This is a genomic window from Parafrankia sp. Ea1.12 (assembly GCF_900465275.1).
Taxonomy (GTDB): Bacteria; Actinomycetota; Actinomycetes; order Frankiales; family Frankiaceae; genus Parafrankia; species Parafrankia soli.
On record NZ_UBIZ01000356.1, the window covers coordinates 35,811 to 61,475 of the forward strand.

General features: G+C 70.6%; 23 protein-coding genes. 15 read left to right on the top strand and 8 right to left on the bottom strand.

Annotated features, from left to right (window positions below):
- The first annotated feature begins 111 nt into the window (after positions 1-111).
- The 3 genes from FMEAI12_RS19710 to FMEAI12_RS19720 all read left to right on the top strand — a co-directional run bounded on the left by FMEAI12_RS19710 (position 112) and on the right by FMEAI12_RS19720 (position 3,333).
- Positions 112-1,518 (top strand): tol-pal system YbgF family protein, encoded by a 1,407-nt coding sequence (locus tag FMEAI12_RS19710; protein WP_112107222.1) that lies wholly within the window; start codon positions 112-114, stop codon positions 1,516-1,518.
- A 231-nt stretch (positions 1,519-1,749) separates the two neighbouring features.
- Positions 1,750-2,598 (top strand): SAM-dependent methyltransferase, encoded by an 849-nt coding sequence (locus tag FMEAI12_RS19715; RefSeq protein ID WP_112107224.1) that lies wholly within the window; start codon positions 1,750-1,752, stop codon positions 2,596-2,598.
- 48 nt (positions 2,599-2,646) lie between these two features.
- Positions 2,647-3,333, top strand: coding sequence for a nitroreductase family protein (locus tag FMEAI12_RS19720; protein WP_235014209.1), 687 nt, complete (start codon positions 2,647-2,649; stop codon positions 3,331-3,333).
- A gap of 54 nt (positions 3,334-3,387) precedes the next feature.
- On the opposite strand, the gene FMEAI12_RS19725 is transcribed toward FMEAI12_RS19720, so the two are convergent.
- The 3 genes from FMEAI12_RS19725 to FMEAI12_RS19735 all read right to left on the bottom strand — a co-directional run bounded on the left by FMEAI12_RS19725 (position 3,388) and on the right by FMEAI12_RS19735 (position 5,873).
- A complete protein-coding gene (locus FMEAI12_RS19725) occupies positions 3,388-4,692 on the bottom strand; it encodes an RNA polymerase sigma factor (protein ID WP_200835342.1) in 1,305 nt (434 codons plus the stop codon).
- On the bottom strand, positions 4,692-5,111 hold the full coding sequence (locus tag FMEAI12_RS19730) for a YciI family protein (protein WP_071062959.1): 420 nt from the start codon (positions 5,109-5,111) through the stop codon (positions 4,692-4,694). Before FMEAI12_RS19730 ends, FMEAI12_RS19725 begins: the two co-directional genes overlap by 1 nt.
- 153 nt (positions 5,112-5,264) lie before the next feature.
- Positions 5,265-5,873: a TetR/AcrR family transcriptional regulator gene (locus FMEAI12_RS19735; protein WP_112107228.1), complete on the bottom strand. Its 609-nt coding sequence runs from the start codon at positions 5,871-5,873 to the stop codon at positions 5,265-5,267.
- Between the two features lie 82 nt (positions 5,874-5,955).
- Here FMEAI12_RS19735 and FMEAI12_RS19740 point away from each other — a divergent pair, with 82 nt between their 5' ends.
- Positions 5,956-6,879 carry a TIGR03620 family F420-dependent LLM class oxidoreductase gene (locus FMEAI12_RS19740; RefSeq protein WP_112107230.1) on the top strand — a complete coding sequence of 308 codons (924 nt, stop codon included), beginning with the start codon at positions 5,956-5,958 and terminating at the stop codon, positions 6,877-6,879.
- Between the two features lie 204 nt (positions 6,880-7,083).
- Complete coding sequence (locus FMEAI12_RS19745; protein WP_112107232.1) at positions 7,084-9,429, top strand: MMPL family transporter; 2,346 nt, start codon at positions 7,084-7,086, stop codon at positions 9,427-9,429.
- 265 nt (positions 9,430-9,694) lie between these two features.
- On the opposite strand, the gene FMEAI12_RS19750 is transcribed toward FMEAI12_RS19745, so the two are convergent.
- A complete protein-coding gene (locus FMEAI12_RS19750; RefSeq protein WP_112107234.1) occupies positions 9,695-10,687 on the bottom strand; it encodes an alpha/beta hydrolase in 993 nt (330 codons plus the stop codon).
- Between the two features lie 359 nt (positions 10,688-11,046).
- Here FMEAI12_RS19750 and FMEAI12_RS36675 point away from each other — a divergent pair, with 359 nt between their 5' ends.
- Positions 11,047-11,211 carry a hypothetical protein gene (locus FMEAI12_RS36675; protein WP_160144300.1) on the top strand — a complete coding sequence of 55 codons (165 nt, stop codon included), beginning with the start codon at positions 11,047-11,049 and terminating at the stop codon, positions 11,209-11,211.
- Between the two features lie 255 nt (positions 11,212-11,466).
- Here the strand turns inward: FMEAI12_RS36675 and FMEAI12_RS19755 are convergent, their stop codons facing one another.
- Positions 11,467-12,288 carry a siderophore-interacting protein gene (locus FMEAI12_RS19755; RefSeq protein WP_071062968.1) on the bottom strand — a complete coding sequence of 274 codons (822 nt, stop codon included), beginning with the start codon at positions 12,286-12,288 and terminating at the stop codon, positions 11,467-11,469.
- Between the two features lie 277 nt (positions 12,289-12,565).
- Between FMEAI12_RS19755 and FMEAI12_RS19760 the strand changes: the two genes are divergently transcribed.
- Together FMEAI12_RS19760 and FMEAI12_RS19765 are read left to right on the top strand one after the other, a co-directional pair.
- Complete coding sequence (locus FMEAI12_RS19760; protein ID WP_112107236.1) at positions 12,566-13,096, top strand: pyridoxamine 5'-phosphate oxidase family protein; 531 nt, start codon at positions 12,566-12,568, stop codon at positions 13,094-13,096.
- A gap of 162 nt (positions 13,097-13,258) precedes the next feature.
- Complete coding sequence (locus FMEAI12_RS19765) at positions 13,259-13,918, top strand: NADPH-dependent F420 reductase (RefSeq protein ID WP_112107238.1); 660 nt, start codon at positions 13,259-13,261, stop codon at positions 13,916-13,918.
- Positions 13,919-14,094: 176 nt separating this feature from the next.
- Here FMEAI12_RS19765 and FMEAI12_RS19770 read toward each other — a convergent pair whose 3' ends face one another.
- Positions 14,095-15,381, bottom strand: a complete 1,287-nt coding sequence (locus tag FMEAI12_RS19770) for a DUF1214 domain-containing protein (protein WP_112107240.1) — start codon at positions 15,379-15,381, stop codon at positions 14,095-14,097.
- 407 nt (positions 15,382-15,788) lie between these two features.
- Between FMEAI12_RS19770 and FMEAI12_RS19775 the strand changes: the two genes are divergently transcribed.
- Complete coding sequence (locus FMEAI12_RS19775) at positions 15,789-17,342, top strand: MFS transporter (protein ID WP_071062977.1); 1,554 nt, start codon at positions 15,789-15,791, stop codon at positions 17,340-17,342.
- Between the two features lie 97 nt (positions 17,343-17,439).
- Here the strand turns inward: FMEAI12_RS19775 and FMEAI12_RS19780 are convergent, their stop codons facing one another.
- Positions 17,440-18,006, bottom strand: a complete 567-nt coding sequence (locus FMEAI12_RS19780) for a TetR family transcriptional regulator (protein ID WP_071062980.1) — start codon at positions 18,004-18,006, stop codon at positions 17,440-17,442.
- A 103-nt stretch (positions 18,007-18,109) separates the two neighbouring features.
- Here FMEAI12_RS19780 and FMEAI12_RS19785 point away from each other — a divergent pair, with 103 nt between their 5' ends.
- The 5 genes from FMEAI12_RS19785 (at position 18,110) to FMEAI12_RS19805 (ending at position 23,540) form a co-directional block, all read left to right on the top strand.
- On the top strand, positions 18,110-19,006 hold the full coding sequence (locus tag FMEAI12_RS19785) for an SDR family oxidoreductase (RefSeq protein ID WP_112107256.1): 897 nt from the start codon (positions 18,110-18,112) through the stop codon (positions 19,004-19,006).
- 189 nt (positions 19,007-19,195) lie between these two features.
- Positions 19,196-20,446: a cytochrome P450 gene (locus FMEAI12_RS19790; protein WP_112107258.1), complete on the top strand. Its 1,251-nt coding sequence runs from the start codon at positions 19,196-19,198 to the stop codon at positions 20,444-20,446.
- A gap of 42 nt (positions 20,447-20,488) precedes the next feature.
- Complete coding sequence (locus tag FMEAI12_RS19795; RefSeq protein ID WP_112107242.1) at positions 20,489-21,280, top strand: dienelactone hydrolase family protein; 792 nt, start codon at positions 20,489-20,491, stop codon at positions 21,278-21,280.
- 207 nt (positions 21,281-21,487) lie between these two features.
- Positions 21,488-22,633 (top strand): thiolase family protein, encoded by a 1,146-nt coding sequence (locus FMEAI12_RS19800; RefSeq protein ID WP_112107244.1) that lies wholly within the window; start codon positions 21,488-21,490, stop codon positions 22,631-22,633.
- Between the two features lie 226 nt (positions 22,634-22,859).
- Complete coding sequence (locus tag FMEAI12_RS19805; protein ID WP_235014213.1) at positions 22,860-23,540, top strand: NUDIX hydrolase; 681 nt, start codon at positions 22,860-22,862, stop codon at positions 23,538-23,540.
- On the opposite strand, the gene FMEAI12_RS19810 is transcribed toward FMEAI12_RS19805, so the two are convergent.
- Complete coding sequence (locus FMEAI12_RS19810; RefSeq protein ID WP_112107249.1) at positions 23,521-23,994, bottom strand: MarR family winged helix-turn-helix transcriptional regulator; 474 nt, start codon at positions 23,992-23,994, stop codon at positions 23,521-23,523. The two genes, FMEAI12_RS19805 and FMEAI12_RS19810, sit on opposite strands and share 20 nt — an antisense overlap.
- Positions 23,995-24,175: 181 nt before the next feature.
- On the opposite strand from FMEAI12_RS19810, the gene FMEAI12_RS19815 reads away from it, so the two are divergent.
- Positions 24,176-25,665: DHA2 family efflux MFS transporter permease subunit (locus FMEAI12_RS19815; protein WP_235014215.1), on the top strand; the 1,490-nt coding region annotated here is incomplete at its 3' end.

Genomic DNA, 25,665 nt, shown 5'->3' on the forward strand with positions numbered 1-25,665 from the left:
AGCCCGCCCGGCAATCGAGAGGCCCACCCGGCCATCGATCGAAAGCCCGTCCGGCGGGCGAGAGCCGACGAAGCAGGCGGCGACGAAGCAGGCGGCAAGGAAGGACAACCCATGACGCAGGGCGAGCCGACGCCGAAGCCGGCGGCCCGGTCCCACGACCCGCTGGCCGTCGCCGTCGCCAACGCCTCACTGTTCGGCGGCGGCTACCTGATGCTGGGCCGGGGACAGCTCGCCGTCGTCGTCCTCCTGATCACCGTCGAGCTACTGATCATCTTTGCCTCGGTCGCGCAGACGCTGTGGTTCGGGCTCGTCGTGCTCGCGTGGTGGGTGGCCGTCATCGTGCACGGCTGGTACCTGGCCGGGGGACGGCCGCACCGGGGCCGGATCCGACCGTTCCGGTCGAGGCGGCAGTGGGTCATCGCCGTCGCCTGCGTGCTCCCGGTGCTGCTGGCCTTCGGTCTTCTCCGGTTCGACGTCGCGCGGATCGAGGGGGACGTCGCGCAGGCCCGCCGTGCCGGCGACTGCCCGCGGGTGGAATCAGCCGTGGGACGGGTGTCGCCCGCCCATCGCATGGTCGACGTCTCCCCGGGCGCCGACGGCGAGGGCATGGCCGAGGCGTGCGGGCTGCTGCGGACGGCCGTCGGCCCGCTCGACGCCGGACTGGCCGGCGACACGAAAGCGCTGGACCAGGGCTTCCAGCAGCTGACCACCGTGCTCACGGAGCTGCCCGGCAACGAGGGCCTGGTCGAGGCGGCCCTGGACCGGTTCCTCGACGGCCTGCCGACCGAGGATCCCTGCATCACCGTGCGGATCGCCACCTGGCTCGCCGAGCGGCCGTCCGATGGCGGCGAGCTGGACCGCGCCCGCCGGGCCGTCCCGCGGATAGCGCCCGCGGCGCTGGCCGACTGCGGCAGCCGTCTGCTGGCGGCCGCGGACTGGGAGCACGCGCGGGCGAGCTACCAGCAGCTGCTCGACGAGTACCCCGACCACGAGCTCGCGCCCGCGGCCCGGGAGGGGGTGCGGCAGGCCGCCCAGAAGATCGAGGAGGCGAGGATCGCCCACGAGCGGGCGGTCGAGCTGGCGAACCTGCGGAATCTGCTGCGGCCGTCGGGTTCCGCTCAACCGAGGTACTGCGCCGCTCCGGTACCGTTCTCCGCCGCTCCCGCCGGGCCGAATCGAGCACTGACAGTCGGCGACACGCAATACACCAGCAAGCTCCCCGCCGAGTGGAAGACCGATGACGTCGCCACTGCCACGCGGGTTCTCTGCGTCGGCGCGTCCGAACTCGGAGCAGCGGTCGAGACCTGCCGATACACCAGCGGGAACGTGACGTTTCACCGGGTGGCGATACCCGTCCGCGTTTACGAGCTACGGACCGGACAGCTCCTGGCCGACACCAGAGTGGAGATCGGCGGGACCAGCTGCCCGTATCTGGTCTACGGCTACAGTCCGACGAGGTCCGTCACCCCCTCCGACTCCCAGGTGCAGGCAGCCTTCCGACCACTGATCAGCCCCTGACCGGCGGAGCCGGCACCTGATCTCACCGGCTGTCACGAGGTCCGCGGCCCCGGGTCGGCAGCGTGTCCGGGCCGATCCGGTGGCGGACGCCACTCGTGCCCGCTGCGACGCTCCGCGGACGAAACACCATAATTCGGTGACAGAACTTCCGTGCTCCGCCCTGGCGCCCGCGTCCGTCGCAGGTCATCGGCTTGTCGGCGGGGGCGGCACCAGTGACGCCGAGGGGTGGGCATGACCGACGATCCGACAGGTGGCCATCAGTGGAAGACCCTGATGGACCGGCTGGACCCCGTCGAGCTCAGAACGGACGTCCCGCACGCGGCGAGGATGTACGACTATTTCCTCGGCGGAAAGGACAATTTCCCGGCCGATCGGGAGGCGGCGGAACAGACCATCGCCGTCTTCCCGAACTCCCGGATCGTCGTCCGGCAGAACCGGACGTTCATGACCCGGGCGACCCGTCATCTCACCGGTGAGCTGGGCATCCGCCAGTTCCTGGACATCGGCACGGGCATCCCGACCTCGCCGAACCTGCACGAGGTCGCCCAGGAGATCGCGCCGGAGACCAGGGTCGTCTACACCGACAACGACCCGATCGTCCTCGCCCACGCCCGTGCCCTGCTCACCAGCACCCCCGAGGGCCGCACGTCCTACCTGCACTCCGACGTGCGCGACATCGACCACATCCTCGGCGCCCAGGAGCTGAAGGAGACCCTCGCCCTCACCCGGCCGGTCGCCCTCTCCCTCATCGCGGTCTTCCACTTCATCCCCGACTCCGACGACCCGTACGGCATCATCCGGCGTCTCGTCGACGCCCTGCCGTCCGGCAGCTACGTCGCGCTCACCCATCTGACGGCCGACTTCGACCCGGCGATGCTGGCGGTGCAGGAGACCTACCTGAGCCGCGGTGTCCCCATGCACCTGCGTGACCGCGCGCAGGTCGAGCGGTTCTTCGACGGGCTGGAGCTGCTCGAACCGGGCCTGCAGGTCGTCCACCGCTGGCGGCCGGACGGCGCGGTGCCCGCCGACCTGACCGACGCCGCGGTCAGCATCTACGGCGGCCTCGCCTACAAGGCGTGACGTCCCACGCCCCCGTCCGGTGATTCCGGGAAGCCGGGTGAGGAGCCCGTGGCGGCCCCCGCCGGCGGCCGGCAGTGGGAGGATGACCCGGTGGCCGTACCTGAGCTGACCCCAGAGGAACTGCTGACCACGACCCGCAGCGTCCGCAAGCGGCTGGACCTGGACCGCCCGGTCGCACCCGAACTGATCGAGGAGTGCCTGCGGATCGCGCTGCAGGCGCCGAGCGGCTCGAACCGGCAGGGCTGGCACTGGATCGTGGTGACCGACCCCGAGCTGCGCGCCGGCATCGCCGGGTACTACCGGAAGGGCGCGACCGCCTACCTGGCCGCCGGCGGGGCGTCCGCCGCGGGGTACGAGGGCGAGCGCGCGGCGACGCAGGCCCGGGTCAGCGACTCGGCCCGCTACCTCGCCGAGAACATGCACCGGGTTCCCGTCCTGCTGATCCCCTGCCTCGAGGGTGACGTCACGCAGATCCCGCCGCAGGTCCAGGCCGGGTTCTGGGGTTCCCTGCTGCCCGCCGTCTGGAGCTTCATGCTCGCCGCCCGCCTGCGCGGCCTCGGCACCGCGTGGACGTCGCTGCACCTCGGTTACTCGCGAGAGGTCGCCGAGCTGCTCGGCATCCCGCCCGGGTACAGCCAGGGGGCGCTGATCCCGGTCGCCCACACCATCGGCACGACGTTCCGCCCGGCCGCGCGGGAGCCGTTGGAGACCGTCCTGCACCGCGACCGGTGGTGATCCCGGCGACCTGGTGGTGATCCCGGCGATCCGGCGCTGAACCCGGCGAGGGCGTCACGCCAGCGCGGCTGCCTTGCGCAGGAGCACCGAACGCTCGCGGACGTTGCGGCACAGCCGCGCGGCGAGTTCCAGCTCGGCCCGGGCCTCGGACGTCCGGCCGAGCCGGGAGAGCAGCTCGCCGCGCACGCTCGGGAGCAGGTGCGAGCCCGACAACCGGCCGGCGGCGACGAGATCGTCCACGATGGACAGCGCCTCCCGCGGCCCGGCCGCCATCGCCACGGCGACGGCGCGGTTGAGCTCGACGACGGGGGAGGGAGCCACCCGGCCGAGCGCCTCGTAGAGGAGCACGATCCGCTCCCAGTCGGTCTCCGCCACCGAGGGTGCCGACGCGTGGCAGGCAGCGATCGCCGCCTGCAGGCCGTACGGCCCGAGGCCGTGCCCGAGCGACGCGGCCCGGCCGATCGCGGCCACGCCGCGGCGGATCGCCGACCTGTCCCACCGCCGCCGGTCCTGGTCCTCCAGGAGCACCGCCTCGCCGTCGGGCCCGGTGCGCGCCGCGAAGCGCGCGGCCGTCAGCTCGCACAGGGCGAGCAGCCCGTGCGCCTCCGGCTCGTCGGGCAACAGCGCGGCCAGCGTCCGTCCCAGCCGGATCGCCTCGTAGGCCAGATCGGGCCGCAGCAGGTCGTCACCGGACGTCGCCGTCGAACCCTCGGTGAAGATCACGTAAAGCACACTCAGGACGTCGGAGAGCCGCCCGCGCCGTTCCGCCGCCGGCGGCAGCTCGAACGCCACCCGGGCCGCGGCGAGGGTCTTCTTCGCCCGCGTGATCCGCGCCTGGATCGTCGGCACGGGCACCAGGAACGCCCGGGCGATCTCCTCGCTGGACAATCCGCCGACCGCTCGCAGGGTCAACGCCACCCGGGCCTCGGCCGACAGCACCGGATGACACGCCACGAACATCAGCGCCAGGATGTCGTCGTCGATCCGGTCGGGGTCCCACGGCAGATCGTCCGACCGGGCCGCCGGGGCCAGGCCGCCCGAGACGGCCTCACCCTCGGCGAGCTGCCCGGCGACCATGGCGTACCGCTCGTCGAGCGCCGCCCGGCGGCGGAAACTGTCGACGGCGCGCCGTCGCGCGGTCGTCAGGAGCCAGCCCACCGGGTTCGCCGGCTCGCCGTCCCGTGACCAGGAGACGAGCGCCTCGGCCACCGCCTCCTGGGCGACGTCCTCGGCGAGCGCGAAGTCGCCGGTGTAGCGGGCGAGTGCGCCGACGATCCGGGCGGACTCGATCCGCCAGACGGCCTCGACGGCCCGCCGCGCCGGCTCGGCGCTCGGCGGGCCGCCGGTGCCCGCGGGCATCAGAGCTGGCCGGTCCGCTCGCGCCACGCCCGCTCCCTGACGACCCACTCGTTGTCCTGCGGGAACTCGTCGATGCCCGGCACGCGGCGGATCTCGCACTTCGAACCGTTGATCGCGGGCATCCGCTTCGCCCACTCGACAGCCTCCTCCTTCGAGGCGACCTCGATGATGTAGAAGCCGCCGAACAGCTCCTTGGTCTCGCCGTACGGACCGTCGGTGACCACCGGCGTCTCACTGCTGTAGTCGACCACCACGCCCTGGGACGGGTCGTCCAGCCCCTCGGCGGCGACGAGCACACCAGCCCGGATCAACTCCTCGTTGAAGCGGCCCACGACCTCGAGCATCTCCTCGAAAGGCGTGTCCATCATCTTCGCGAGGGACTCGTCCGTGCCACGCATGATCAGCATGTACTTCGCCATCGTCGATCTCCCTTTCTCGAGGTCGCCGTTCGACCCTCTCACCACCAGGTCGAACGGCCCCGCCGCGGATCGACACGGCCAGCCGGCATTTTTCGTGGCCTCCTGTGGACCGGCACCGTCGTCCTGCGTGAACCTGATCAGAGGCGTCCCGGCCTATGCGACGGGCCCTGTCCGGTGGACGGCGTCCAGGACGAGCGTGAGTAGCCGGTCGGCCTGGTCGGCGTCGCCGTCGCGGGCGGTCGCCAGCGCGATGCCGACGACGATCTGGATCAGATCATCCGGGCTCAGGTCGGGGCGGGCGGTCCCCGTCCGCTGGGCGCGGCCCAGAAGGTCGGCCGCGGCGGCGGTGATTGTCTGATGGCAGTCGGCGGCCGTCTCGGGTCCCTCGGTCATGAACGCGCCGGCCAGGCCCTGGTTGACACGTGCGTGTACGAGGAACAGGTGCAGCCAGGCCGCCAGCGCCTCGTCGGTGGAGAGGGCGGCTGACAGCTCCGCCGCCTGTCTGCGAAGTGTCTCGATCCGGTCGGCGAGAACGGCGCTGAGCAGCGCGGCCCGGGTCGGGAAGTGCCGGTAGAGGGTTCCCTGCCCGACCCCGGCCCGGCGGGCGATCTCGACAAGAGACGCGTCGGGTCCGGCCTCGTCGAACGCCTCGCGGGCGACCACGAGCAGGCGCTCCCGGTTGCGCCGGGCGTCGGTGCGTGGGGGGCGCTCTGCGGGCGCTCGTCCAACCACTGCCGGCCTTCTCCTCTCACGTGCCCACATGGACAACCGGACATCGTGTCCGTATCGTAGCCGGACCGAACCGGACAGCCTGTCCGGATGATGAGAGGCTCGAAGGAGCACGGTGACAGAGGACCTGGGACACCCGCTCGGCCACGTCGGCGTCTGGGCGTTCGCCTTCGACGGCCAGCCCTCCAGCCGGGTGCGGGAGGCCGCCGCGGAGATCGAGGAACTGGGCTACGGCGCGATCTGGTACGGCGAGGGATTCGGTCGGGACGCGGTGAGCCAGGCGTGGCTGCTGCTGTCGGCCACCCGGCGGGTCACCGTCGCGTCCGGCATCGCGAACATCGCGTTCCGTGACCCGATCGCCCTGGCGGGCGCGGCCCGCGCGCTCGGCGAGACGTTCCCGGGACGCTACCTTCTCGGCCTCGGGGGACACCGGGTTGACGACACCATCCACCTGCTGGACGGATACCCCGTACCGGGCCTGGGTCGAGCCGTGTCGACCATGGGTGCCTACCTGGCGGCCATGGACGCCGTCCCCGCCCACAGCCCGTCGCCGCGGCCGGCCGTGCGCCGGGTGCTGGCCGCGCTCGGCCCGAAGATGCTGTCGCTGGCGGCCGAACGGACATGGGGGGCACACCCGTACTTCGTGCCCGTCGAACACACCCGGCGGGCCCGCGAGATCATGGGTCCCGAGGCGTTCCTCGGGGTCGAGCAGGCCGTCGTCCTGGACACCGATGTCGACCGGGCCCGCCAGGTCGCCGCGGCGCACGTCGCCGGCTACGTCTCCGCGGCACCCCACCAGGAGGCGAACATGCGGCGGTTGGGCTTCGGTGATGACGACCTCGTCGGCGGCCCGAGCCGCCGGCTGGTCGACGCGATCGTCGCCTACGGCGACGCCGGGACAATCCGGGACCGGGTACGCCAGCACCTCCACGCCGGCGCCAACCACGTCTGTGTCCAGGTCCTCACCGTCGACCCGACCGTGCTGCCAGACCGTGAATGGCGTGAGCTCGCCCCAGCCCTGCGCGACGCCGCCCCATGAGGCACCGCTGAAACGCACCGCTGGGGGCGGGGGCTCGATCCGGCTACCGAGTAACAGGCCGACTACGGACAGGGCCCCCGCCGGCGCCACTCAAATCGTGGGCCATGGCTGTCTGGAAGTATGTGCGAAGAGCTGAGGTCGACTCGGACTTGATCGCTGATGCCAGGATGTTCGCCGGTTGCCAGACACCGAGCAGGAGAACTGATGAAACGGATCGCCGAACTCGCTGTCCGTCGCCGATGGTTCGTCGTCGCCGGCTGGATTGTCTTCATCGTCGCGGTGCAGGGGATCGCCGGGGCGATGGGCGGGGCCTCGTACAAGGACACGTTCAGCCTCCCGCACACCGAGACCGCGTCCGTCGCGAAGCTCCTCGAGGATGCCGGCCTGAACAATCAGAACGGCGCCCCGGGCACGGTTGTGATCAAGAGCGAGAGTGGAACGCTCACCCAGCCGCCCGCGAAGCTGAAGCCGGCCCTGGCCGAGGTGTGCTCTTCAGGCAACCACGTGGCGCTGATCGCGTCGCCGTGGGAGTCGATCGACTGCGCGAAGAGCGATGTCGCAGCTCCGGGAAACCCGCAGCTGCTCAACACCGCGCGCGGCTCCACCACGGCCCTGGTCACCATCACCTGGGAGAACGACTACTACGACGCCGAGCTGTTCAAGAACGTTTTTGATCAGCTGAAGACGCTGCGCAGCGATTCGCTGCAGGTCGAGTTCACCGGTAACGCCTTCACCGGCATCGGGCAGAGCGACGGCTCGGGCTCGTCGGTGTTCATCGGATTCGCGGCCGCCCTCATCATCCTGGCGTTGGTCTTCCGCACCGTGGCCGCCACGGTGCTGCCGCTGGCCAGCGCGGTGGCCGCGCTCGTCAGCGGCCTCGGCGTGATCTACATCCTCAGCCACGCCATCAACGTCTCCAACATCACCCCGTACCTGGCCGAGCTGATGGTGATCGGCGTCGGCGTCGACTACGCGCTGTTCATCCTCACGCGGCATCGCCGCAACCTGCGGCGCGGCATGCCCGTCGCGGATTCGATCGTGAACGCGCTCAACACCTCCGGCCGGGCGGTGCTGTTCGCCGGTACGACCGTGTGCATCGCCATCCTCGGTCTGATCGCGCTCGGGGTGAGCTTCTTCAACGGTATGGCGGTGGCGACCGCGCTCGCGGTCGGCTTCACCATGATCGCCTCGCTGACGCTGCTGCCCGCATTGCTGGCCATCTTCGGCCTGAAGGTGCTGCCCCGCCGGCAGCGGGCGGCGGTGCGGGCCGGTGAGTTCATCGATGACCGTCCGGTGGGGGGCTGGGCCCGGTGGTCGCGGTTCGTCGCTGGGCGCCCCGCCGTCGGCGCGATCGTCTCGGGCGCGATCATGGTCGCGATCGCGCTGCCGTTCTTCTCGATGGAGCTGGGCGCCAGCGATCAGGGCAGCGACCCGAAGAGCTCCACGACCCGCGACGGTTACGACCTGATCGCCTCCGATTTCGGCGTCGGCTACAACTCCGCTCTGGAAGCCGTTGTGAGCGGCCCGGGCGCCTCGGACCAGGCCTACCTGCAGCGCGTGGCAAAGACGCTGTCCGCTGTCCCGGGCATCGACCCGGGCAGCCTGGGCACGGTTCCGCTCGCTGAGAACGTCGCCTTCGTGACGTTCAAGACGACCACGTCACCGCAGTCGGAGAAGACCTACGAGCTGGTCCGGCACCTGCGCTCGACCACCCTGCCGCCGCTGTACGACGGCACGGCCAACCACATCTACACATACGGTGACACGGCGATCAACGTCGACTTCGCCGCGGTGCTCGCCCGGAAGATGCCGCTGTTCATCGCGGTCGTGGTCGGCCTGTCGTTCGTCCTGCTGCTCATCGCGTTCCGGAGCCTGGTCATCCCGCTGACCGCCGCGGTGATGAACCTGCTGGCAGCGGCCGGTTCGTTCGGTCTGGTTGTGGCGATCTTCCAGTACGGCTGGCTCTCCGACAGCATGGGCGCCGGACCAGGCGGACCGATCGACGCCTGGATCCCGGTCATGCTGTTCGCCATCCTGTTCGGCCTGTCGATGGACTACCAGGTGTTCCTGGTCAGTCGCATGCATGAGGAATGGGTACACACCCGCGACAACAAGCGATCGGTGACCATCGGGCAGGGCGAGACCGGCGGCATCATCACCGCCGCCGCCATCATCATGATTGCCGTCTTCCTCGGCTTCGTGGTCAGCCCGGGCCGGCCGATCAAGATCTTCGGTACCGGCCTCGCCGCCGCCGTGTTCATCGACGCTTTCGTTCTCAGGACAATGCTCGTACCGTCGCTGATGCACCTTGTCGGCAAGGCCAACTGGTACCTCCCGAAATGGCTGGACCGCATCACTCCGCGAGTCTCGGTCGAACCAGCCGACGAGGCCGTCCCCCACAGTGTGGGCACCGGCTCCTTCGAGGTCGACCGGCCTGAAGACGAGGTCGACCGGCCTGAAGACGAGGTCGACCGGCCCGAAGGCGACACCGACCGGCCCGAAAACGACGACGACCGGCCCGAAGACGAGCGGGAGCTGGCCCGCTCCTGAGACGGGTCAGCACCGTCAAATGAGGCTGCCGCACTTGTCGCGATCAGGGGTTTCGCGATTTCAACGTGGTTAATGGTGCCGGCGGCGGTGACACCGCCGCCGGCACCAGGAGCGCCCGCCGTGGCGGTGCCTGTGACGAGCGCTGAAACGGGCGATCCCTCTTCGGTATCCGGCAGCAGTGTCCGGAACTCCTGTCGAAATTAAGGCCGCAAGCCTGTCCTCCGGCCATGTCGCGGAAACCTGGAGGTTCCTAAAGGCTGTTGGCCTAGGTGGCGTGGCTACGGGCACGACTGAGGACTCGGGCCAACCAGCGTTCGCGGGCTACGAGAGTGTCTACGGCGAGCGGGGCGTTGGGCGCGCAGTCCTCATAGCCGTGAAATCCGCCGGGCCAGACATGGATCTCCGCATCGCCGCCGCACGCCCAGATCGTTGAGGCAAAGGCAACGTCCTCGTCGCGGAAGAGATCGACGGTGCCGACGTCGATGAAGGTTGGAGGGAGCCCGGACAGGTCGGTCGCTCGGCCGGGCGCAGCGTAGATGGATACATTGTCGGTGCCGGCACGATCCCCCAGCAGCATACGCCACCCGGTCTCGTTACTGGTACGGCTCCAGGGGAGTACGCCGGTCATGTGGGCTGAGGCAGTGTGCATCCGGTCGTCGAGCATCGGGCACGACAACAGCAATCCGGCGATGCTCGGCCCGCCGTTGTCCCGCATGCGAAGTGCTGTGCCAGCAGCAATGCCACCGCCGGCGCTGCCGCCAGCGAGGACGAGCGTACTGGCGTCGATCCCGAGTTCGTCAGCATGATCAAAGGTCCAGAGCAGAGCGGCGTAGCAGTCGTCCACGGGCGCGGGGTCGGGATACTCAGGAGCGAGCCGATATTCGACGGAAACAACGACGGCGGCGGTCGCCATCGCAAGCCGAAGCGCCGGAACAACCCCGAAACGGTCGCCAGTGACCATTCCGCCACCATGAATCCAGAAAATTCCCGGGCCAGTGTCGCCGTGATCAATGGGTGTGAAAACAGAGATGGTGATCTCTGATTCTGGCCCTGGGATCGTGTGCTCCTCCTCGGTAAAGGGGAATGCTTCGAGTAGCATTTCGCGGCTCGGCATTTTGTGGGCACGCGCTTTGGGAATGATGTCTTCGGTGATGTCTATCCTTCCGGCTGCTCCACCGAAGTACTTGTCGAGAATAAGCCGCCACGCGGCCGCGCATTCCTCATCCATGACTGGCGTCGAATGATCCAAAGTGCCCACCTCGCCCTGTATGTCACGTCGCTAGCGCGTGATAGTGACTCGGAAGCGACGTTACCATTGCGGTACTATCGCGCGCAAGTAGTCCGATCGGCGGCTCGGTCTCGCCACCCACGGCGAGATAGGTGTGGCGCCGCGGAATCGTGAGGGCGGTCGCGGCGCGCGGCGGTGGCAGGGGACTGCAAGCTCTCGATCTTCGGCCCTGCGTCGACGGTCCGGCAGCGAAATCACGATCGGTTACCCGACAGGCCATCGATTATCTTGGAAGCAAGGAGCGCAGGTAGAACACCTGATTGCAGTGGGTTCCAAATGTAGGGCTTGACCACTCCGGCCGTTGGCGGCTGACATGGTCGGAGAAGGGAATGTTTTTCTGGACGGGCCCGTTCGGCGCGACGCTCGTCACCCGTCCGCATTCATATGTCGAACCGCGGTACAACTCCGGTGCGGCGGGAGAGGGCGGCGATGAATCATCGGGAAAGACCACCTCGGGGTGGAACATCACCCACGACAAACAACCGCCCTTCTGACCCCGACCACACCCGAACCCGGACCGCGAGGGTTCCCTGCCGGGCATGGTGCACCCAGGCTGAGGCGGCTGTGACAGCCGCCGCCGTACCGCGCGGCGGCCCTCGGACCCCGCGCCCGTCGCACCTGCTGACGGTAATCAGCCGTTGAGAGTCCGTACTGCTGCCGATCGCCATGTCTGCTCGGCCGGCGCCGGAACCTGCCTGGCGCGTCCGCGCCGCAGAGCCGATCTTCGCGGACGCGGCTTCAGATCGGCGCTAGATCTGGCCGATGGGCTCGCGCTTCTCGGCCTGGAACCGGTCCTCGGTGCGGCCGGCGGCCCAGTACGCGGAGATCGAGAGCCGTTCGCGGGGCACCCCGCGATCCACGGTGAGCAGGCGTCGGGCGGCTTTGACGGTGCCTCGCTCGCCGTGCACGAACACCTGTGGCGTTCCGGTGGGCCAGGGCAGCTCGCGCAGCGCGTCGACGAGTGGGTCGACGTCCGCCACCGCCGTCTCCCGGTGCAGCCAGCGCAGGTTGACACCGTCGGGCCGGGGGATGGGGATCTCGTACTTCGCGGAGTCGACGAGCAGGATCACCGCTCCCGTCGCCTCGGCGGGCATCGCGGCCAGGGCTGAGGTGGTGGAGGGGATCACGGTCTCGTCGCCGGCCAGCAGGTGCCAGTCGGCGGCCGGGTCCGGGCGGTAGGCGCCTCCGGCGCCGCTGAGGACGAGCAGGTCGCCGACCTCGGCGCCCGCGGCCCAGGGCCCGGCGATGCCCTCGTCACCGTGCACGATGAAGTCGATGGCCAGCCGGCGGGTGTCGGGGTCGGCCCAGCGGACGGTGTAGGTCCGGGTCGCGGGCAGCTTCTCCGGGTGCTCGGCCCGCAGCGCGGCGAGGTCGTACGGTGGCTCCAGGCCGTGCGCCGGATCGGCGAAGAAGATCTTCACGTACTTGTCGGTGAACGCGTTGTCGTTGTAGGCATCGAATCCGGGGCCGCCGAGGACGACGCGGACGATGCCGGGGCTGATCCAACGCTTCTCCTGGATGGCGAGAACCGCCTGCGTTCGAACGGGCCGGGTGCGACCAGTCGTGGCCATGGTCCTGACCTCCTTCGTCGCCGGCCGGGCCGCCGGAGACTTTGAATGAAGGTAAGCCTAACCTGACCAAACTGCCGGTGTCGCTCGGGCGTCGGCGACGCGCAGATCACTGAAGGTCACGGACTCCCTGCCGGGCGCTCGCCCGCGTGGGTGACCGGTCTGGAGCAGCGGGTCTGAAACGACGGGTCTGGAGCGGCCGGTCGGGGATGGCGGGCCTGGAACGGCCGGCCTGGAACGTAAGCGATGAGTTTCGGGGCCGGGCGCGGTCCATGTGTCCATGGACGCAACCAACCTTGCCGACCTCTACGACCTCCCGCTGCTGGACTGGGCATCCGTCCAGGCCCGCCTCGACGCCGGGATCACCCAGGCCCCCGGCTCCGGCGGACCCGACCGGCATACCTGCTGGCTGACCACGATCAATCCGGACGGCGCCCCGCACGTCACGGGCATCGGTGCCCTGTTCGCCGACGGCTGCTTCTGGTTCGAGACGGGGGAGCGCACCCGTAAGGCCAGGAACCTCGCGCGCGATCCGCGCTGCGCGCTGAGCGTGGCCACCGCCGAGTTCGATGTCGTGCTCGAGGGGCGGGCGAGCCGGGTCACCGATCCGGTGACCGTGGCGGCGATGGCCGAACGCTGGGCCGCCGAGGGCTGGCCGGCCCGGGTGGACGAGTCGGGACAGGCCCTCACGGCCGAGTTCAGCGCTCCCTCGGCCGGCCCGCCACCCTGGTTCGTGTACCAGGTCGGACCGACGACCGCCACCGCGCTGCGGACCGTCGAGCCGGGTGGCGCCACCCGCTGGCGGTTCTGACCCCGCCGCACCGGTGCCCCGTGGCAGCAGGATCAGCGCCGGTCGGGAGAACGCCGCCGCCGGTAACTCGTTGGCGCGTGAACGGGAACACGCCGCCCGCGGGCGAGGTTGCAGCGGCCGCCGGTCGAGGCGCGGTGTTCGAGCTGTCGGAGGGGTCCAACAATGCAGATCGGGATTATCGGGGCAGGTCAGATCGGTGGGACGCTGACGCGGCGGCTGGCCGCGCTGGGCCATCAGGTGCGGGTGGCCAACTCCCGGGATCCGGAGACCCTGGCCGACCTCGCTCAGGAGACCGGGGCGACGGCTGTCTGGGCGTCGGAAGCCGCCGACGGCGCGGATCTCGTCATCATCAGCATCCCGCAGAAGCGCGTCCCGGATCTTGCGGCGGGGATTCTCAAGGGCGCGAAGCCCGGAGCCCCGGTGATCGAGACGAACAACTACTACCCGCAGCAACGGGACGGACTCATCGCCGCGATCGAGGCGGGCACCCCGGAGAGCGTGTGGGTCGCCGAGCAGATCGGCTCACCGGTGATAAAGGTGTTCAACGGGATCTGGTGGAAGCACCTGCTGGAGTCCGGCCGGCCGAAGGGCGCCGAGGGCCGCATCGCGCTGCCGGTCGCGGGCGCGGGCGGGCCGGGGAAGCAGACGGTCTTCGACCTGGTCGACCACCTGGGCTTCGACCCGGTCGACGGTGGCCCGTTGGAGGAATCATGGCGTCAGCAGCCCGGCACGCCGGTGTACGGCAAGGACCTCGGGGCCGCGGCCGCCATCGAGGCGCTGGCCGCCGCGTCCCCTGTTCGCCCGGAGGAGTTCCGCGCCTGACGAGGCCCGACGACGCCTGACGAGGATGCCGCCTTGATGCGGATCTTCGCCGGGCGAGGTGGCGGAGCCGGGGGCCTGGGTGGGCCCCCGGCATCGGCCGGCGGCGGCGCCCGCATTCCGGATACCGCGGTCCGGATGTGTAGGAAGCCGAATCCGGCCGGCGGGATTCGCCGGCCCTACAGGGTCCGCTTGTTGTATCCCTCGACCCGCGCGGCCAGCTGCGCCGCGCGCTGCTCGGGCGTGACGCGGGGGAGATCCGGCAACGCGTCCACCTCGGAGAGCGAGACGACCTTGAACTCGCGCACGAGGGTGCTCGTGTCGATCGTTGCGCCGGCCGGCGCCGCCTGCCACCGGATCAGCCCGAGTCCTTCGGCGAGACCGGTCGTGTCGAGCCAGTTGGCGACGCCGGGGTCCTCGTGTGACAGCACGAAGGTGAAGGTGCCGTCCGGATTCGGCGCGGTCTGGCCCCGGTTGAGGGAAACCTGGGCCTGCTTGCCGTTCGCGCTGATCATCCAGGGGTCCATCATCTGGAAGCCGGTGTAGGCGGCACCGATCGGATCGGTGGTGACGATGATGGCCTGGTCCGCGGCGAGGTCCCAGCTGAGCGCCGCCATGAAGCCCGCCATGCTGCCGTTGCGGCCCTGAGCGGGCGTGATCTTGTTGCCCTTGAGGCCGCCGAACCAGAGTTCCGGGAACTTCGCCCAGAAGCGGACGTAGGGCGGAAGATCGCGGAGGGCGGCCTTCCCGATCTCCTCGGGATCGAAGGTGCCGGGCGGCACGTCGTCGAGCGGGCGCAGCTCCATGCGGGACGGGCGCTGATCCCAGTCGGCGAGCATGTCGCGGGAACCGAGGGTCAGCCTGCCCGGAGCCGACAGCAGGTGCACCGGGCTCTCCGGTTCCGGGCCGATGGTGATGCGGAACGACCCGTCGGCGGCGATCTGCAGATCACGGTCGGTGATGCTGGCGAGCGGCGTCAGGTCCGACTTGTTGAGATCGATCGGCGGGGGACTGACCTTGTTTCCCCGGTGCAGCTCGATGTTGAGCTGCGCGGGCCGCCGCGCCAGGTCGAACTGGCCGACGACCTCGTAGCGCCGGTCTCCCTCGAGGAAGGTGGTGCGGTAGAGCGCGTCGGGATTGTCTCCCGAGGTTCCGACACCGGGAAGCGTGTGGCCGAGCCATTCACGCGGCGTGTCATCCGTTCCCCACACCGGCGCGGGGGTCGGCAGAAAGTTCCCGATCTCGGCCATGACGAGCGAATTCGTCCACTGCGACATCGCCTCGTCAAGGGTGGCCGCGCCCGACTTCGTCTGCCCCCTGGGTGTCGCCGCCAGCTCGGCGTAAAGCTCCGCCCGCACGTTCTTCAGGGCAGGGTCGTCGAGCAGTTGGAGGAGGGTCTCCTCGGCGAGGATCTGCGCGGGCGTCGCGAGCACCGGTCGAGTGTCCGGGTCACCGGCGAATGTCATCGTGACGACTCCTGTCGGGTGCTTTCCATATATGTCACCTATCCCGATTGGGAATATTTAGTGACAGCATAATGCCACCAATGTGGGTGGACCGCAACGCCTGGCTGCTCCCGGGCCGATGGGATGGGCTCCCGGCGTCCGGCCGCGGCCGTGTGGGCGTGTCCGCTCTGGCGTAGGGGAGTCCGCGCCGGGGTGGCCGGCGGGGCGTCTGCCCCGCTGTCGGATCGGCTCCCGCTGTCGGCCGGCCCGGGGTCGGGGTCGGTCCGGGTTCCGGGCCGTCGCGCCCCGTGGGCTGGAACGGGCGTCGCTGTGCGGAGTGTGACCGACGCCGCCCGGTCATGCACTGACATTCGCTTCATATGCATGATACATATATTTGTATCGTGCAACGAATGTTGGGAGGAGGCATGGCCTCCATCGAGAACACCGGCCACAACGACTCGGCCACCGCCCACCGGGCGGACGGCGCACTGCCCGTCAACGCGATCATCGCCGTCCTGGGCGCCGTGGGCATCGTCGTCGCGATGACGCAGACCCTGATGGTGCCGCTGATCCCGGTACTGCCGTCGCTGCTGCACACGAACGCGGCGGACGCGTCCTGGGTGATCACGGCGACCCTGCTCGCCGCGTCGGTCGCGAACCCGGTGTTCGGCCGGCTCGGTGACCTCTACGGCAAGCGGCGCATGCTGTTCGTCTCCGGGTTCCTGCTCGGCTTCGGCTCCCTGGTCTGTGCCCTGGTCGACACCCTCGTGCCGATGGTCGTCGGCCGGGCGATGCAGGGCCTCGGGCTGGCGATCATCCCGCTGGGCATCAGCATCATGCGTGACCTGCTGCCGGCGAAGCGGCTGATCCCGGCGATGGCGCTGATGAGCTCCTCCCTCGGGATCGGTGGCGCCCTCGGCCTGCCGCTCGCCGCCGCGATCGCCCAGCAGACGAACTGGCACGTGCTGTTCTGGGGTTCGACCGTGGCCGTCGTCGCGCTGATGATCCTGGTCTGGCGGGTCGTTCCCGAGTCGCCGGTGCGCGGCACGGGCCGGTTCGACCTGTCCGGGGCGGTCCTGCTCTCCGGTGGGCTCGTCGCGCTGCTGCTCGCGGTGTCGAAGGGCAGCACCTGGGGCTGGACCAGCATCACCACCCTCGGCCTGGGCGGAACGGCCGCGGCCTTCCTCGTGGCGTGGGCCTGGTGGGAGACCCGCGTCGAGGCGCCCCTGGTGGACCTGCGCACCACGATCCGGCGCCCCGTGCTGCTGACGAACCTCGCCTCGGTCATGCTCGGCTTCGCGATGTACACGATGTCGCTGATCGGCCCGCAGCTGCTGCAGCTGCCGAAGGCCACCGGGCACGGGCTCGGCCAGTCGCTGCTCGCCACCGGCCTGTGGATGGCCCCCGCGGGCCTGGTGATGATGGCCGTCTCGCCCATCGCCGGCCGGCTGATCACGGTGCGCGGCCCGAAGGTGGCGCTACTCGCCGGCTCGGCCGTGATCTCCGCCGGCTACTTCCTCGCCATCGGCCTCACCGGCAGCCCGCTCGGAGTCCTGCTCGTCAGCGTTGTGACCAGCATCGGTGTCGGTCTGGCCTACGCCGCCATGCCCACCCTGATCATGCAGGCCGTCCCGGCCTCGGAGGGCGCCTCGGCGAACGGTCTCAACACCCTCATGCGCTCCATCGGGACGTCCACCGCGAGCGCGGTGATCGGTGTCGTCCTGGCGAACATGACCGTCACCTTCGGCTCGGCCCAGGTGCCGTCCCTCGCCGGTATGCACATCGGATTCCTGATCGGCGCCAGCGCCGCCCTCGTCGCCTGCCTGGTCGCCATCGCCATTCCCGGCCGCCTGGCCCCGACACCGGACGTCGCCTCGAAGCCCGAGGTGGCCCTGAAGTCGGACGTCGTTCTCCCGGCGCCCCGCCCGTCGTCGCCGCGGACGGCCGAGCCGGCGACGGCAGCCGTCTCCGCCCGCTGACCGGGGCCGGCGACCGCCAACCCACGGAATAACGGGAATCCTGGCAGCGAGATCACGGTGGGTGAGCGCGGCGAGGTGCCGGCCGTGCCTCGCCCCGTCAGCTGGCAGCTGTGAGGGCCTTCAACTGTTCCAGCGACTCGCGCATGATCGTGGCCAGGCCCCGGTCGGTCGGCTCGCCGACCCAACGCTCGAACGCCACCCGGAAGACGGCGATCCCCGCCTCCGCGGCCAGGCTGGCGTCCGAGTCGGCGACGCCGCGCCGGCGCAGACCCGCGGCGAGGGCACCGGACAGTGACGCCATTTTGATCAGTTCGCGTTCACGCAGCTCCGCGTTGGCGGCGATGACGGACTGGCGCCGCCGGGAGAACTCGCGCCGCTGGCCGAGCATCGTCGCCGCCGCGTCGAGGGCGGCCGCGACGGCCTCCATCGGCGACGCGGAGGCGGGGGTGCTCTCGAGCGCGGCGATCAGGTGCTCCTCCAGGATGGCCGAGCCGGCGAAGAGCACCTCGCGCTTGTCGGCGAAGTAGCGGAAGAACGTCCGGGCGGTGAGCCCCGCCCGCTGGGCGATCTCGGCGACGGTCGTCTGCTCGAAGCCGCGCTCGACGTAGAGCTCCATCGCCGCCTCGCTGAGCCGGCCGCTCGCGTTCGGCTCCCATCGCCCCATGCGGCGATTCTAGTGATGACACACGCTGACATGGCCTGCTAGGGTCATGTCATCAAGTGACATCACGTCCGCCCCCGCGGCGGACGGCCCTCTGGAGGTCCTCATGCGCATCTTCGTCACCGGCGCATCCGGGTGGATCGGCTCGGCTGTCATCCCCGAACTCCGCGACGCCGGCCACCAGGTCGTCGGCCTCGCCCGCTCGGACACCGCCGCGGCCACCGTGAGCGCGCTCGGCGCCGAGGTGCTGCGCGGCGGTCTCGACGACCCCGACAGCCTGCGCGCCGGCGCGGCCGGGTCCGACGGAGTCGTCCACCTTGCCTACGTCCACGACTTCTCCCGCATCGCGCAGGCGGCGCAGACCGACCTGCAGGCGATCGAAGCGCTCGGCGCGGCGCTCGAGGGCAGCGGCCGCCCGCTCCTCATCGCCTCGGGCACGCTCGGGCTCACGGTCGGACGGGTCGGAACGGAGCGGGACAGCGCCGACCCGGGCGTCCACCCGCGGATCGCCAGTGCGCATGCGGCGCTGGCGTACACCGAGCGGGGCGTGCGGACCTCGGTCGTGCGCTTCGCCCCGACGGTCCACGGCGCCGGCGATCACGGCTTCGTCGCCACCCTGGTCGCGATCGCCCGGGAGCGCGGCGTCTCCGGCTACATCGGCGACGGCGAGAACCGGTGGCCGGCGGTCCACCGCCTCGACGCCGCGCACCTCGTCAGCCTCGCCGTGGACGGCGCCCCCGCCGGCTCGGTGCTGCATGCGGTCGCGGAGGAGGGCGTGCCCATCCGCGCCGTCGCGGAGGCGATCGGCCGCGGCCTCGGCGTCCCGGTGGTCTCCGTGCCCGCCGAGCGGGCCGGCGACCACTTCGGCTGGCTCGCCCCGTTCCTCGCGGCGGACTGCCCCGCCTCCAACCACCTGACCAGCGAGCTGCTGAGCTGGAAGCCGACCCGGCAGGGCCTCGTCGAGGACCTCGACCAGGGCCACTACTTCCAGACGTCCAGCTGATCCTTCCGGTCCGTCCCGCGGTGAGTCGGACGGGGAGTTCCCGCGGCCCGTATTCGTGCAAGACTCCGTGCATGAAATGGGCTACGCTGCGCCTGACGAGACGCGAGCGCCGTGGGCCCGGCCCTGCCATCCATCGTGATCCGCGCGTTCGTGTCCTCCGCCCCTCTTCGTGACCGTCTGGAGCCGGCTGTGACGACTACCGAACTTCCCAAGTGCCCGATGGACCCGACTCGTGACGACCGCAAGTCGGCGGCGCTCGCCGCGCAGCGGGTGCGCGCAGATGCCGGGGCGCGCGTCGTCGGCAGCTTCGACTTCGGCCGGGCCATCCTGCGCAGCGCGACGATGCTGCAGGCCGGAGCCGGCTCCGAGCAGGTGAAGGTGGGCGGCGACGAGCACGGCCCGGTCTTCTTCCTCGACGGCGAGGAGCACCGGCGGCGGCGGACGGCGATCGCGCGCTTCTTCACGCCCAAGGCCATCAGCACCCGCCATCGCCTGGTCATGGAGCGGACGTCCGACGAGCTCCTCGCCCGGTTACGGGCGAAGGGCAGCTGGCAGCTCGACGAGCTGAGCTACCAGCTCGCCGTCGCCGTGGCGGCGGAGATCGTCGGCCTGACGGACAGCAACCAGGTCGCGATGGCGCGGCGCATCCAGGCGACCCTGCTCGGCACCCGGCTGCGGGGGATGCATCCCGTGATCCGCGTCGGGGCCCAGGCGTTGACCGCGGTCCACGCGATGCGGTTCTTCCTGCGGGACGTGCGCCCCGCGATCAGGTCGCGGCGGCGGGAGCGGCGGGACGACGTCATCTCGCACCTGATCGACGAGGGCTACCCCGACAAGGCGATCCTCATCGAGTGCATGACCTACGCGGTCGCCGGGATGGTGACCACCCGTGAGTTCATCGTGATGGTGGCCTGGCACCTGTTCGACGACGACGAGCTCCGCGCCCGGTTCGCGGCGGGAGACGAGGCCGACCAGACCGCGATCATCGAGGAGATCCTGCGCCTCGAGCCGGTCGCCGCCATGCTGCACCGGCGCGCGACCCAGGACTCCGACCTCGGGGTGGGCTCCGTCAAGGAGGGCGAGCTGCTCGCCGTGAGCATCCGGGCCGCGAACGTCGACCCGGAGACGGTCGGGGAGTGCCCGCACGCACTCGACCCGGACCGGGCCCGGCGGCTGAAGGCGGTCGGCTCCTACATGAGCTTCGGTGACGGCAGCCACCGCTGCCCCGGCGCGCAGGTGGCGATCAACGAGACCCGCGTGTTCCTGGACCGGCTGATGCGCCTGCCCGACCTCCGGCTCGTGCGAACCCCGGACATGACCTGGTGCGACGGGCTGATGAGCTACGAGCTGCGCGGCGCGACGGTGACCTGCTCCCGGGATCTCACCCCGGCGGCGCACGGAACCGGCCAGGATGCTGGTCCGGACGGCGAACGGACCTGACCCGGTCGGACCTCGGGGCGCCGGGCGAGAGCTGGAGGGCGCGTGTACACGGCCGACATCGAGTACACGTACGAGGGCCTGCGGCTGGTCGGCGCGCTGGCTTTGGACGACACGGTGTCCGGCCCCCGCCCGGCGGTGCTGCTCTGCCACGGGGGCACGGGGCTCGGCGACCAGGTCAGGCACTGGACGCGGCGGGTGGCCGGGCTCGGCTGCGTGGCGTTCGCCCTCGACTGTTACGGCGGGGGCAGGGAGTTACCGCCCGCGGACCTCGGCCCCCGCTTCGCCGAGCTGAGCGCCGACCCCGCGCGGGCACGGGCGATCGGCCGGGCCGGGCTCGACGTCCTGCGTTCCCACGAGGCGGCGGACCCGGCCAGGGTGGCGGCCGTCGGCTTCTGCATGGGCGGCACCCTCGCCCTGGACCTCGCCCGGGACGGGGAGGACCTCAAGGCGGTCGTCGCGTTTCACGCCGATCTCGCCACGCCTCGGCCGGAGGACGCCGGGAACATCACCGGTCGGGTGCTGGTGTGCGCCGGCACCGACGACCCGTTCGTCCCGCTCGAGCAACGTCTCGCGTTCGAACGGGAGATGTGCGCCGCGGGGGTCGACTGGCGGATGATCCTGCACGGGGGAGTGGCCCACGGGTTCACGAACCCGGCCTTCGACGGCACCCGCCCCGGGATCCGGTACGACGGGCGGGCCGCCGAGCGGTCGTGGCGCGCGATGGTCGACCTGTTCGAGGAGGAGCTCGGTACCCGGATTACCCCGTGCCAGCCAGGCGTTCAGCACGGTGAGGAGGCTCGGCGCGGCCGGGCGGAGGATGGCCGCGGAGAGTAAGGGAGTGTACGTTTACTTTCCAGCGGTTTGCCGTCATGCCGGCTGCTACGGGCGTCACGATCGCTTCACGTCGCGCGCGCCGGACGGGTGGCGGGATCCTGCGCGCGGATGGCGGGCGCGACGGCATCGCGGGCGCCATGATCTTCAATGCGGGATCCTCGGTGAGAACCCGGCGAGTAGTTGTACCGACTGTGAGGAGCGACTGTCATGCGTGACGCGGTGATCGTGGAGGCCCTTCGCACGCCGACCGGCAAGCGCAATGGTTCCCTGTCAGGTGTGCATCCGACGGATCTTTCGGCGCACGTGCTGGCGAGCCTCGCCGAGCGGGCCGGCGTCGATCCGGCTCTGGTGGACGACGTGGTGTGGGGCTGTGTCGGCCAGGTGGGCGAGCAGACCTTCGACATCGCCCGCAACGCCGCGCTCGGCGCCGGCTGGCCGGAGACCGTCACCGGCGTGACCGTCGACCGCCAGTGCGGCTCGGGCCAGCAGGCGGTGCACTTCGCCGCCGCCGGGCTGATCGCGGGGCAGTACGACGTGGTCGTCGCCGGCGGCGTCGAGTCGATGTCCCGGGTGCCGATGGGCTCCTCCCTGATGGACAAGGTCCCCTTCGGCGAGCGGTACCTGGCCCGCTACAACGGCGCCTTCCCGGACCAGGGCATCGGCGCCGAGATGATCGCGGAGCGCTGGGGCCTGTCGCGGACCCAGCTCGACGAGTTCGCGCTGCTCTCCCACGAGCGGGCGGCGGCGGCGCAGGACGACGGCCGCTTCGACGAGCAGATCATCCCGGTCACCCTGGCCGACGGCACCGTGGCCAGCAAGGACGAGGGCATCCGCCGCGGCGGCACGGTCGAGGGCCTCGCCCAGCTCAGGACGGCTTTCAAGCCGGACGGCGTGATCACCGCGGCGAACTCGTCCCAGATCTCCGACGGCTCGTCGGCGCTGCTGATGACGACCAGCGAGAAGGCCGCCGAGCTGGGCCTGCGCCCGGTCGCCCGGGTGCACACCGCCGTCCTCGCCGGCACCGACCCGGTGATCATGCTGACCGCGCCGATCCCCGCCACCCAGAAGGTGCTGGCGAAGTCCGGCCTGAAGCTCGACGACATCGGTGCCTTCGAGGTCAACGAGGCGTTCGCCTCCGTGCCCCTCGCCTGGCTGGCCGACATCGGCGCCGACCCGAAGGCCCTGAACCCGAACGGCGGCGCGATCGCCCTCGGCCACCCGCTCGGGGGCTCCGGCACCCGGCTCATGACCACCCTGATCTACCACATGCGCGACAACGGGATCCGCTACGGCCTGCAGACCATGTGCGAGGGTGGCGGCCAGGCGAACGCCACCATCCTCGAGCTGCTCTGACCCACCAACCCGTCGCGGTCGGGCCGGCACCTGTCAGCCCGATCGCGACAGCTCGGGCACCCGGTGACCGCGCCGGTCGTCCCGTTGCGCCTCTCTCCTGGCGTGCCAGCATGGTCCGGTGAGCGAACCGTCCCCGCGGCCTGCCGGCATCGAGCTCCTTGACGTTCATCGGCTCCGCCTGGTCGAAACCGCCCCGCCTCGGCTGTCACCTGAGGACCGGCTGGCCGTGAACCGCGTGTGGGACGAGGCGGTCCAGGCCAATCCCAGCCTTTTCGACGGGCCGGTGGTGGCGTGCGCCGGACTGGACTGGGACGGGCCACACCGCCTGGTCCTCGCCTGGGCGAGGACGACGTACCGGTTCCACGGCCTGCGTCGACTCCCCGGCGCCAGCTCGCGGCTGTCATCCCTCCTGTTCGTCGGCGTCGTGCAGCCGACCGACGACGAGCGCCTGCTGGTAGGGCGGATGGCGCAGTGGACGGCTTCTGCCGGTCGCTGGCAGCTGCCGGGTGGATCCGTCGAACCGCCCGATGACCACGAGCCCCTCGACGTGGCCGCGCTGCGCCGACATGCCGCTCGGGAACTGGTCGAGGAGACCGGCATCGACGTACCCCTCGAGGACCTGACGCTGTGGCTGGTCATTCGAGGGGAGGACGGCGACGTCGGCGCCCTGTTCCTTGCTCCGCGTAGACCCGCGTCCCTGCTGCGCGAGCAGTTCGACGCCCTCGTATCCGCGGAGACGGCACTGGGTAGCGATCCGGAGCTGGACCAGATGGCCTTTGTTCGTTCTCCGGCCGATCTGGTGGCTCTCGATGGCCCCCAGGCGGACTATCTGGCACCGATCGTCCGTAGGTACGCAGGGGCAGCGCCCCGGCGCGACGCCCCGCCGGTCAGTCGCTCCTGGCCGTGAGGGGTCGGGGGCGCAGCGCGTCGGGGATGTCGGGTTCGGCGTCGAGGACGCGCTGGAGCAGGCTGAACAGCTGCTCGTGCTCGGCGGGGGAGAGAACGCCGAACGACACTGGCGGGACTGCCATGAGCTCCTGGGCCCGCGCCACCACGAGTCGGCCCTCGTCGGTGACCGTGACCGTCTTGGCCCGCCGGTCGGTCGGGTGGGGCTCACGCCGGGCCAGGCCGCGGCGTTCCAGGGTGTCCACCACGCTCGTCAGGTAGGACGGGTCGAAGCGGAACGCGCTGACCAGGTCGCGCATGGGCCGCGCCCCGGAGGACAGCACCAGCAGCATCTTGAGGGCGGCCGGGGTGAGTTCGACATCCTGGCAGATCTGGTGCAGTCGGTTGTGCCCCTCGCCGCCCATGACCAGGGCCTGCATGGCGCGCCAGGCCTCTCCCGCGGCCGATTCGATCACTCCTTGACGGTACCTGTTCGACAGCGCGCCGGTAAATCTTTAGTTCTGCCAACTATATATTTGACATTACTCAACTATCGACGGATGCTGGGCCTCGACCAGGCCACCGGCGGAGCCGGTGGCCGTCCGTCGCCTCGCTCCGGGAGTACCTGTGTCCGATCAAGCACACGAAGCGGGGGCGGTGACCACCAGAGCCTCCGCACCGGTCGATGCCACCGAGATCGATGCCACCGAGATCGATCCGGCGCTGCGCCGCCTCGCGCTCACGGTCACCCTCGGCGCGATCATGGCCATCCTCGACACGACGATCGTGGCCGTCGCCATCAACACCCTCGGGCGGGACTTCAACGCCTCGCTGTCGACGATCTCCTGGGTGTCCACCGGCTACCTGCTGGCACTCGCCGTCGTCATCCCGCTGACCGGCTGGTCGGTCGAGCGGTTCGGCGCGACCCGGATGTGGAACATCTCGCTGGTGCTGTTCCTGGCCGGCAGCGCGCTGTGCGGTGCCGCCTGGTCGGCCGGCAGCCTGATCGTCTTCCGGGTGCTCCAGGGCCTCGGCGGCGGAATGATCATGCCGATCTGCATGACCCTGCTGGCCAGCGCCGCCGGCCCGCAGCGCATCGGCCGCGTCATGAACATCGTCGGTGTGCCGGCGCTGGTCGCCCCGATCCTCGGCCCGGTCATCGGCGGTCTGCTCGTCGACAACCTCGACTGGCGCTGGATCTTCTTCGTCAACCTGCCGATCGGCGCGGTCGCGCTGGTCGCGTCGTGGCGGGTGCTGCCGCGCGACGACCGCGGGCAGTCACATCACCGGCTCGACGTCCCCGGTCTGCTGCTGATCTCACCCGGCCTCGCGGCCCTCGTCTACGGCCTGTCCGAAGCCGGCTCGGGCGACGGCTTCGGCTCGCTGAAGGTCCAGATCAGCGTCGCCGCCGGCGTGGTCGCGCTGGCCGGCTTCGTCGTGCACGCCCTGCGCCGCGAGGGCGCGCTGCTCGACCTCCGCCTGTTCGGCGACCGCGTCTTCACCGTCGCCGGGGTGACCACGTTCATGGTCGGCGCCGGCCTGTTCGGCGGGATGTTCCTGCTGCCGCTGTACTTCCAGATCGCCCGAGGGCAGAGCGCGCTGGCCGCCGGCCTGTCGCTCGTCCCGCAGGGGGTCGGCGCGATGATCGGCATGCCGATCGCCGGGCGGATCGCCGACCGCCGCGGAGCCGGCTACGTCGTACCGGTCGGGATGGCCGTCTGCCTGCTCGGCACGATCGCGTTCACCCAGGTGGACGCGCACACCAACACCGTCGTGCTCGGGGCGCTGCTGTTCGTGCGCGGCCTGGGCTTCGGTGCCTCGATGATGCCGGCGATGAGCGCCGCCTACGTGACGCTGCGGCCCACCGCCGTGCCGCGGGCCACCACGACGCTCAACATCCTGCAACGGGTGGGCGGCTCGATCGCCACCGCCCTGCTCGCGGTGCAGCTCCAGCACGCGATCACCAGCCGGATCCCCGGCTCGGACGGCGGGGTGCTGAACGCCGCCGAGGGCACCGACCTGCCCGCGACGGTCGCGGACAAGATCGGCCATGCCTTCGGCGTCACGTTCTGGTGGGTCGTCGGCCTGACGGTGCTCGGCCTCATCTCCAGCATCTTCCTGCCCCGCCACGCCCCGAAGCCCACCAG

What these genes read in the sequence shown, in the direction of transcription:
- FMEAI12_RS19710 (WP_112107222.1), top strand. Translation starts at nt 112, where the DNA reads ATGACGCAGGGCGAGCCGACGCCGAAGCCGGCGGCCCGGTCCCACGAC.
- FMEAI12_RS19715 (WP_112107224.1), top strand. Translation starts at nt 1,750, where the DNA reads ATGACCGACGATCCGACAGGTGGCCATCAGTGGAAGACCCTGATGGAC.
- FMEAI12_RS19725 (WP_200835342.1), bottom strand. Translation starts at nt 4,692, where the DNA reads ATGCCCGCGGGCACCGGCGGCCCGCCGAGCGCCGAGCCGGCGCGGCGG.
- FMEAI12_RS19730 (WP_071062959.1), bottom strand. Translation starts at nt 5,111, where the DNA reads ATGGCGAAGTACATGCTGATCATGCGTGGCACGGACGAGTCCCTCGCG.
- FMEAI12_RS19735 (WP_112107228.1), bottom strand. Translation starts at nt 5,873, where the DNA reads ATGTGGGCACGTGAGAGGAGAAGGCCGGCAGTGGTTGGACGAGCGCCC.
- FMEAI12_RS19745 (WP_112107232.1), top strand. Translation starts at nt 7,084, where the DNA reads ATGAAACGGATCGCCGAACTCGCTGTCCGTCGCCGATGGTTCGTCGTC.
- FMEAI12_RS36675 (WP_160144300.1), top strand. Translation starts at nt 11,047, where the DNA reads ATGTTTTTCTGGACGGGCCCGTTCGGCGCGACGCTCGTCACCCGTCCG.
- FMEAI12_RS19755 (WP_071062968.1), bottom strand. Translation starts at nt 12,288, where the DNA reads ATGGCCACGACTGGTCGCACCCGGCCCGTTCGAACGCAGGCGGTTCTC.
- FMEAI12_RS19760 (WP_112107236.1), top strand. Translation starts at nt 12,566, where the DNA reads ATGGACGCAACCAACCTTGCCGACCTCTACGACCTCCCGCTGCTGGAC.
- FMEAI12_RS19765 (WP_112107238.1), top strand. Translation starts at nt 13,259, where the DNA reads ATGCAGATCGGGATTATCGGGGCAGGTCAGATCGGTGGGACGCTGACG.
- FMEAI12_RS19770 (WP_112107240.1), bottom strand. Translation starts at nt 15,381, where the DNA reads ATGACATTCGCCGGTGACCCGGACACTCGACCGGTGCTCGCGACGCCC.
- FMEAI12_RS19775 (WP_071062977.1), top strand. Translation starts at nt 15,789, where the DNA reads ATGGCCTCCATCGAGAACACCGGCCACAACGACTCGGCCACCGCCCAC.
- FMEAI12_RS19780 (WP_071062980.1), bottom strand. Translation starts at nt 18,006, where the DNA reads ATGGGGCGATGGGAGCCGAACGCGAGCGGCCGGCTCAGCGAGGCGGCG.
- FMEAI12_RS19785 (WP_112107256.1), top strand. Translation starts at nt 18,110, where the DNA reads ATGCGCATCTTCGTCACCGGCGCATCCGGGTGGATCGGCTCGGCTGTC.
- FMEAI12_RS19800 (WP_112107244.1), top strand. Translation starts at nt 21,488, where the DNA reads ATGCGTGACGCGGTGATCGTGGAGGCCCTTCGCACGCCGACCGGCAAG.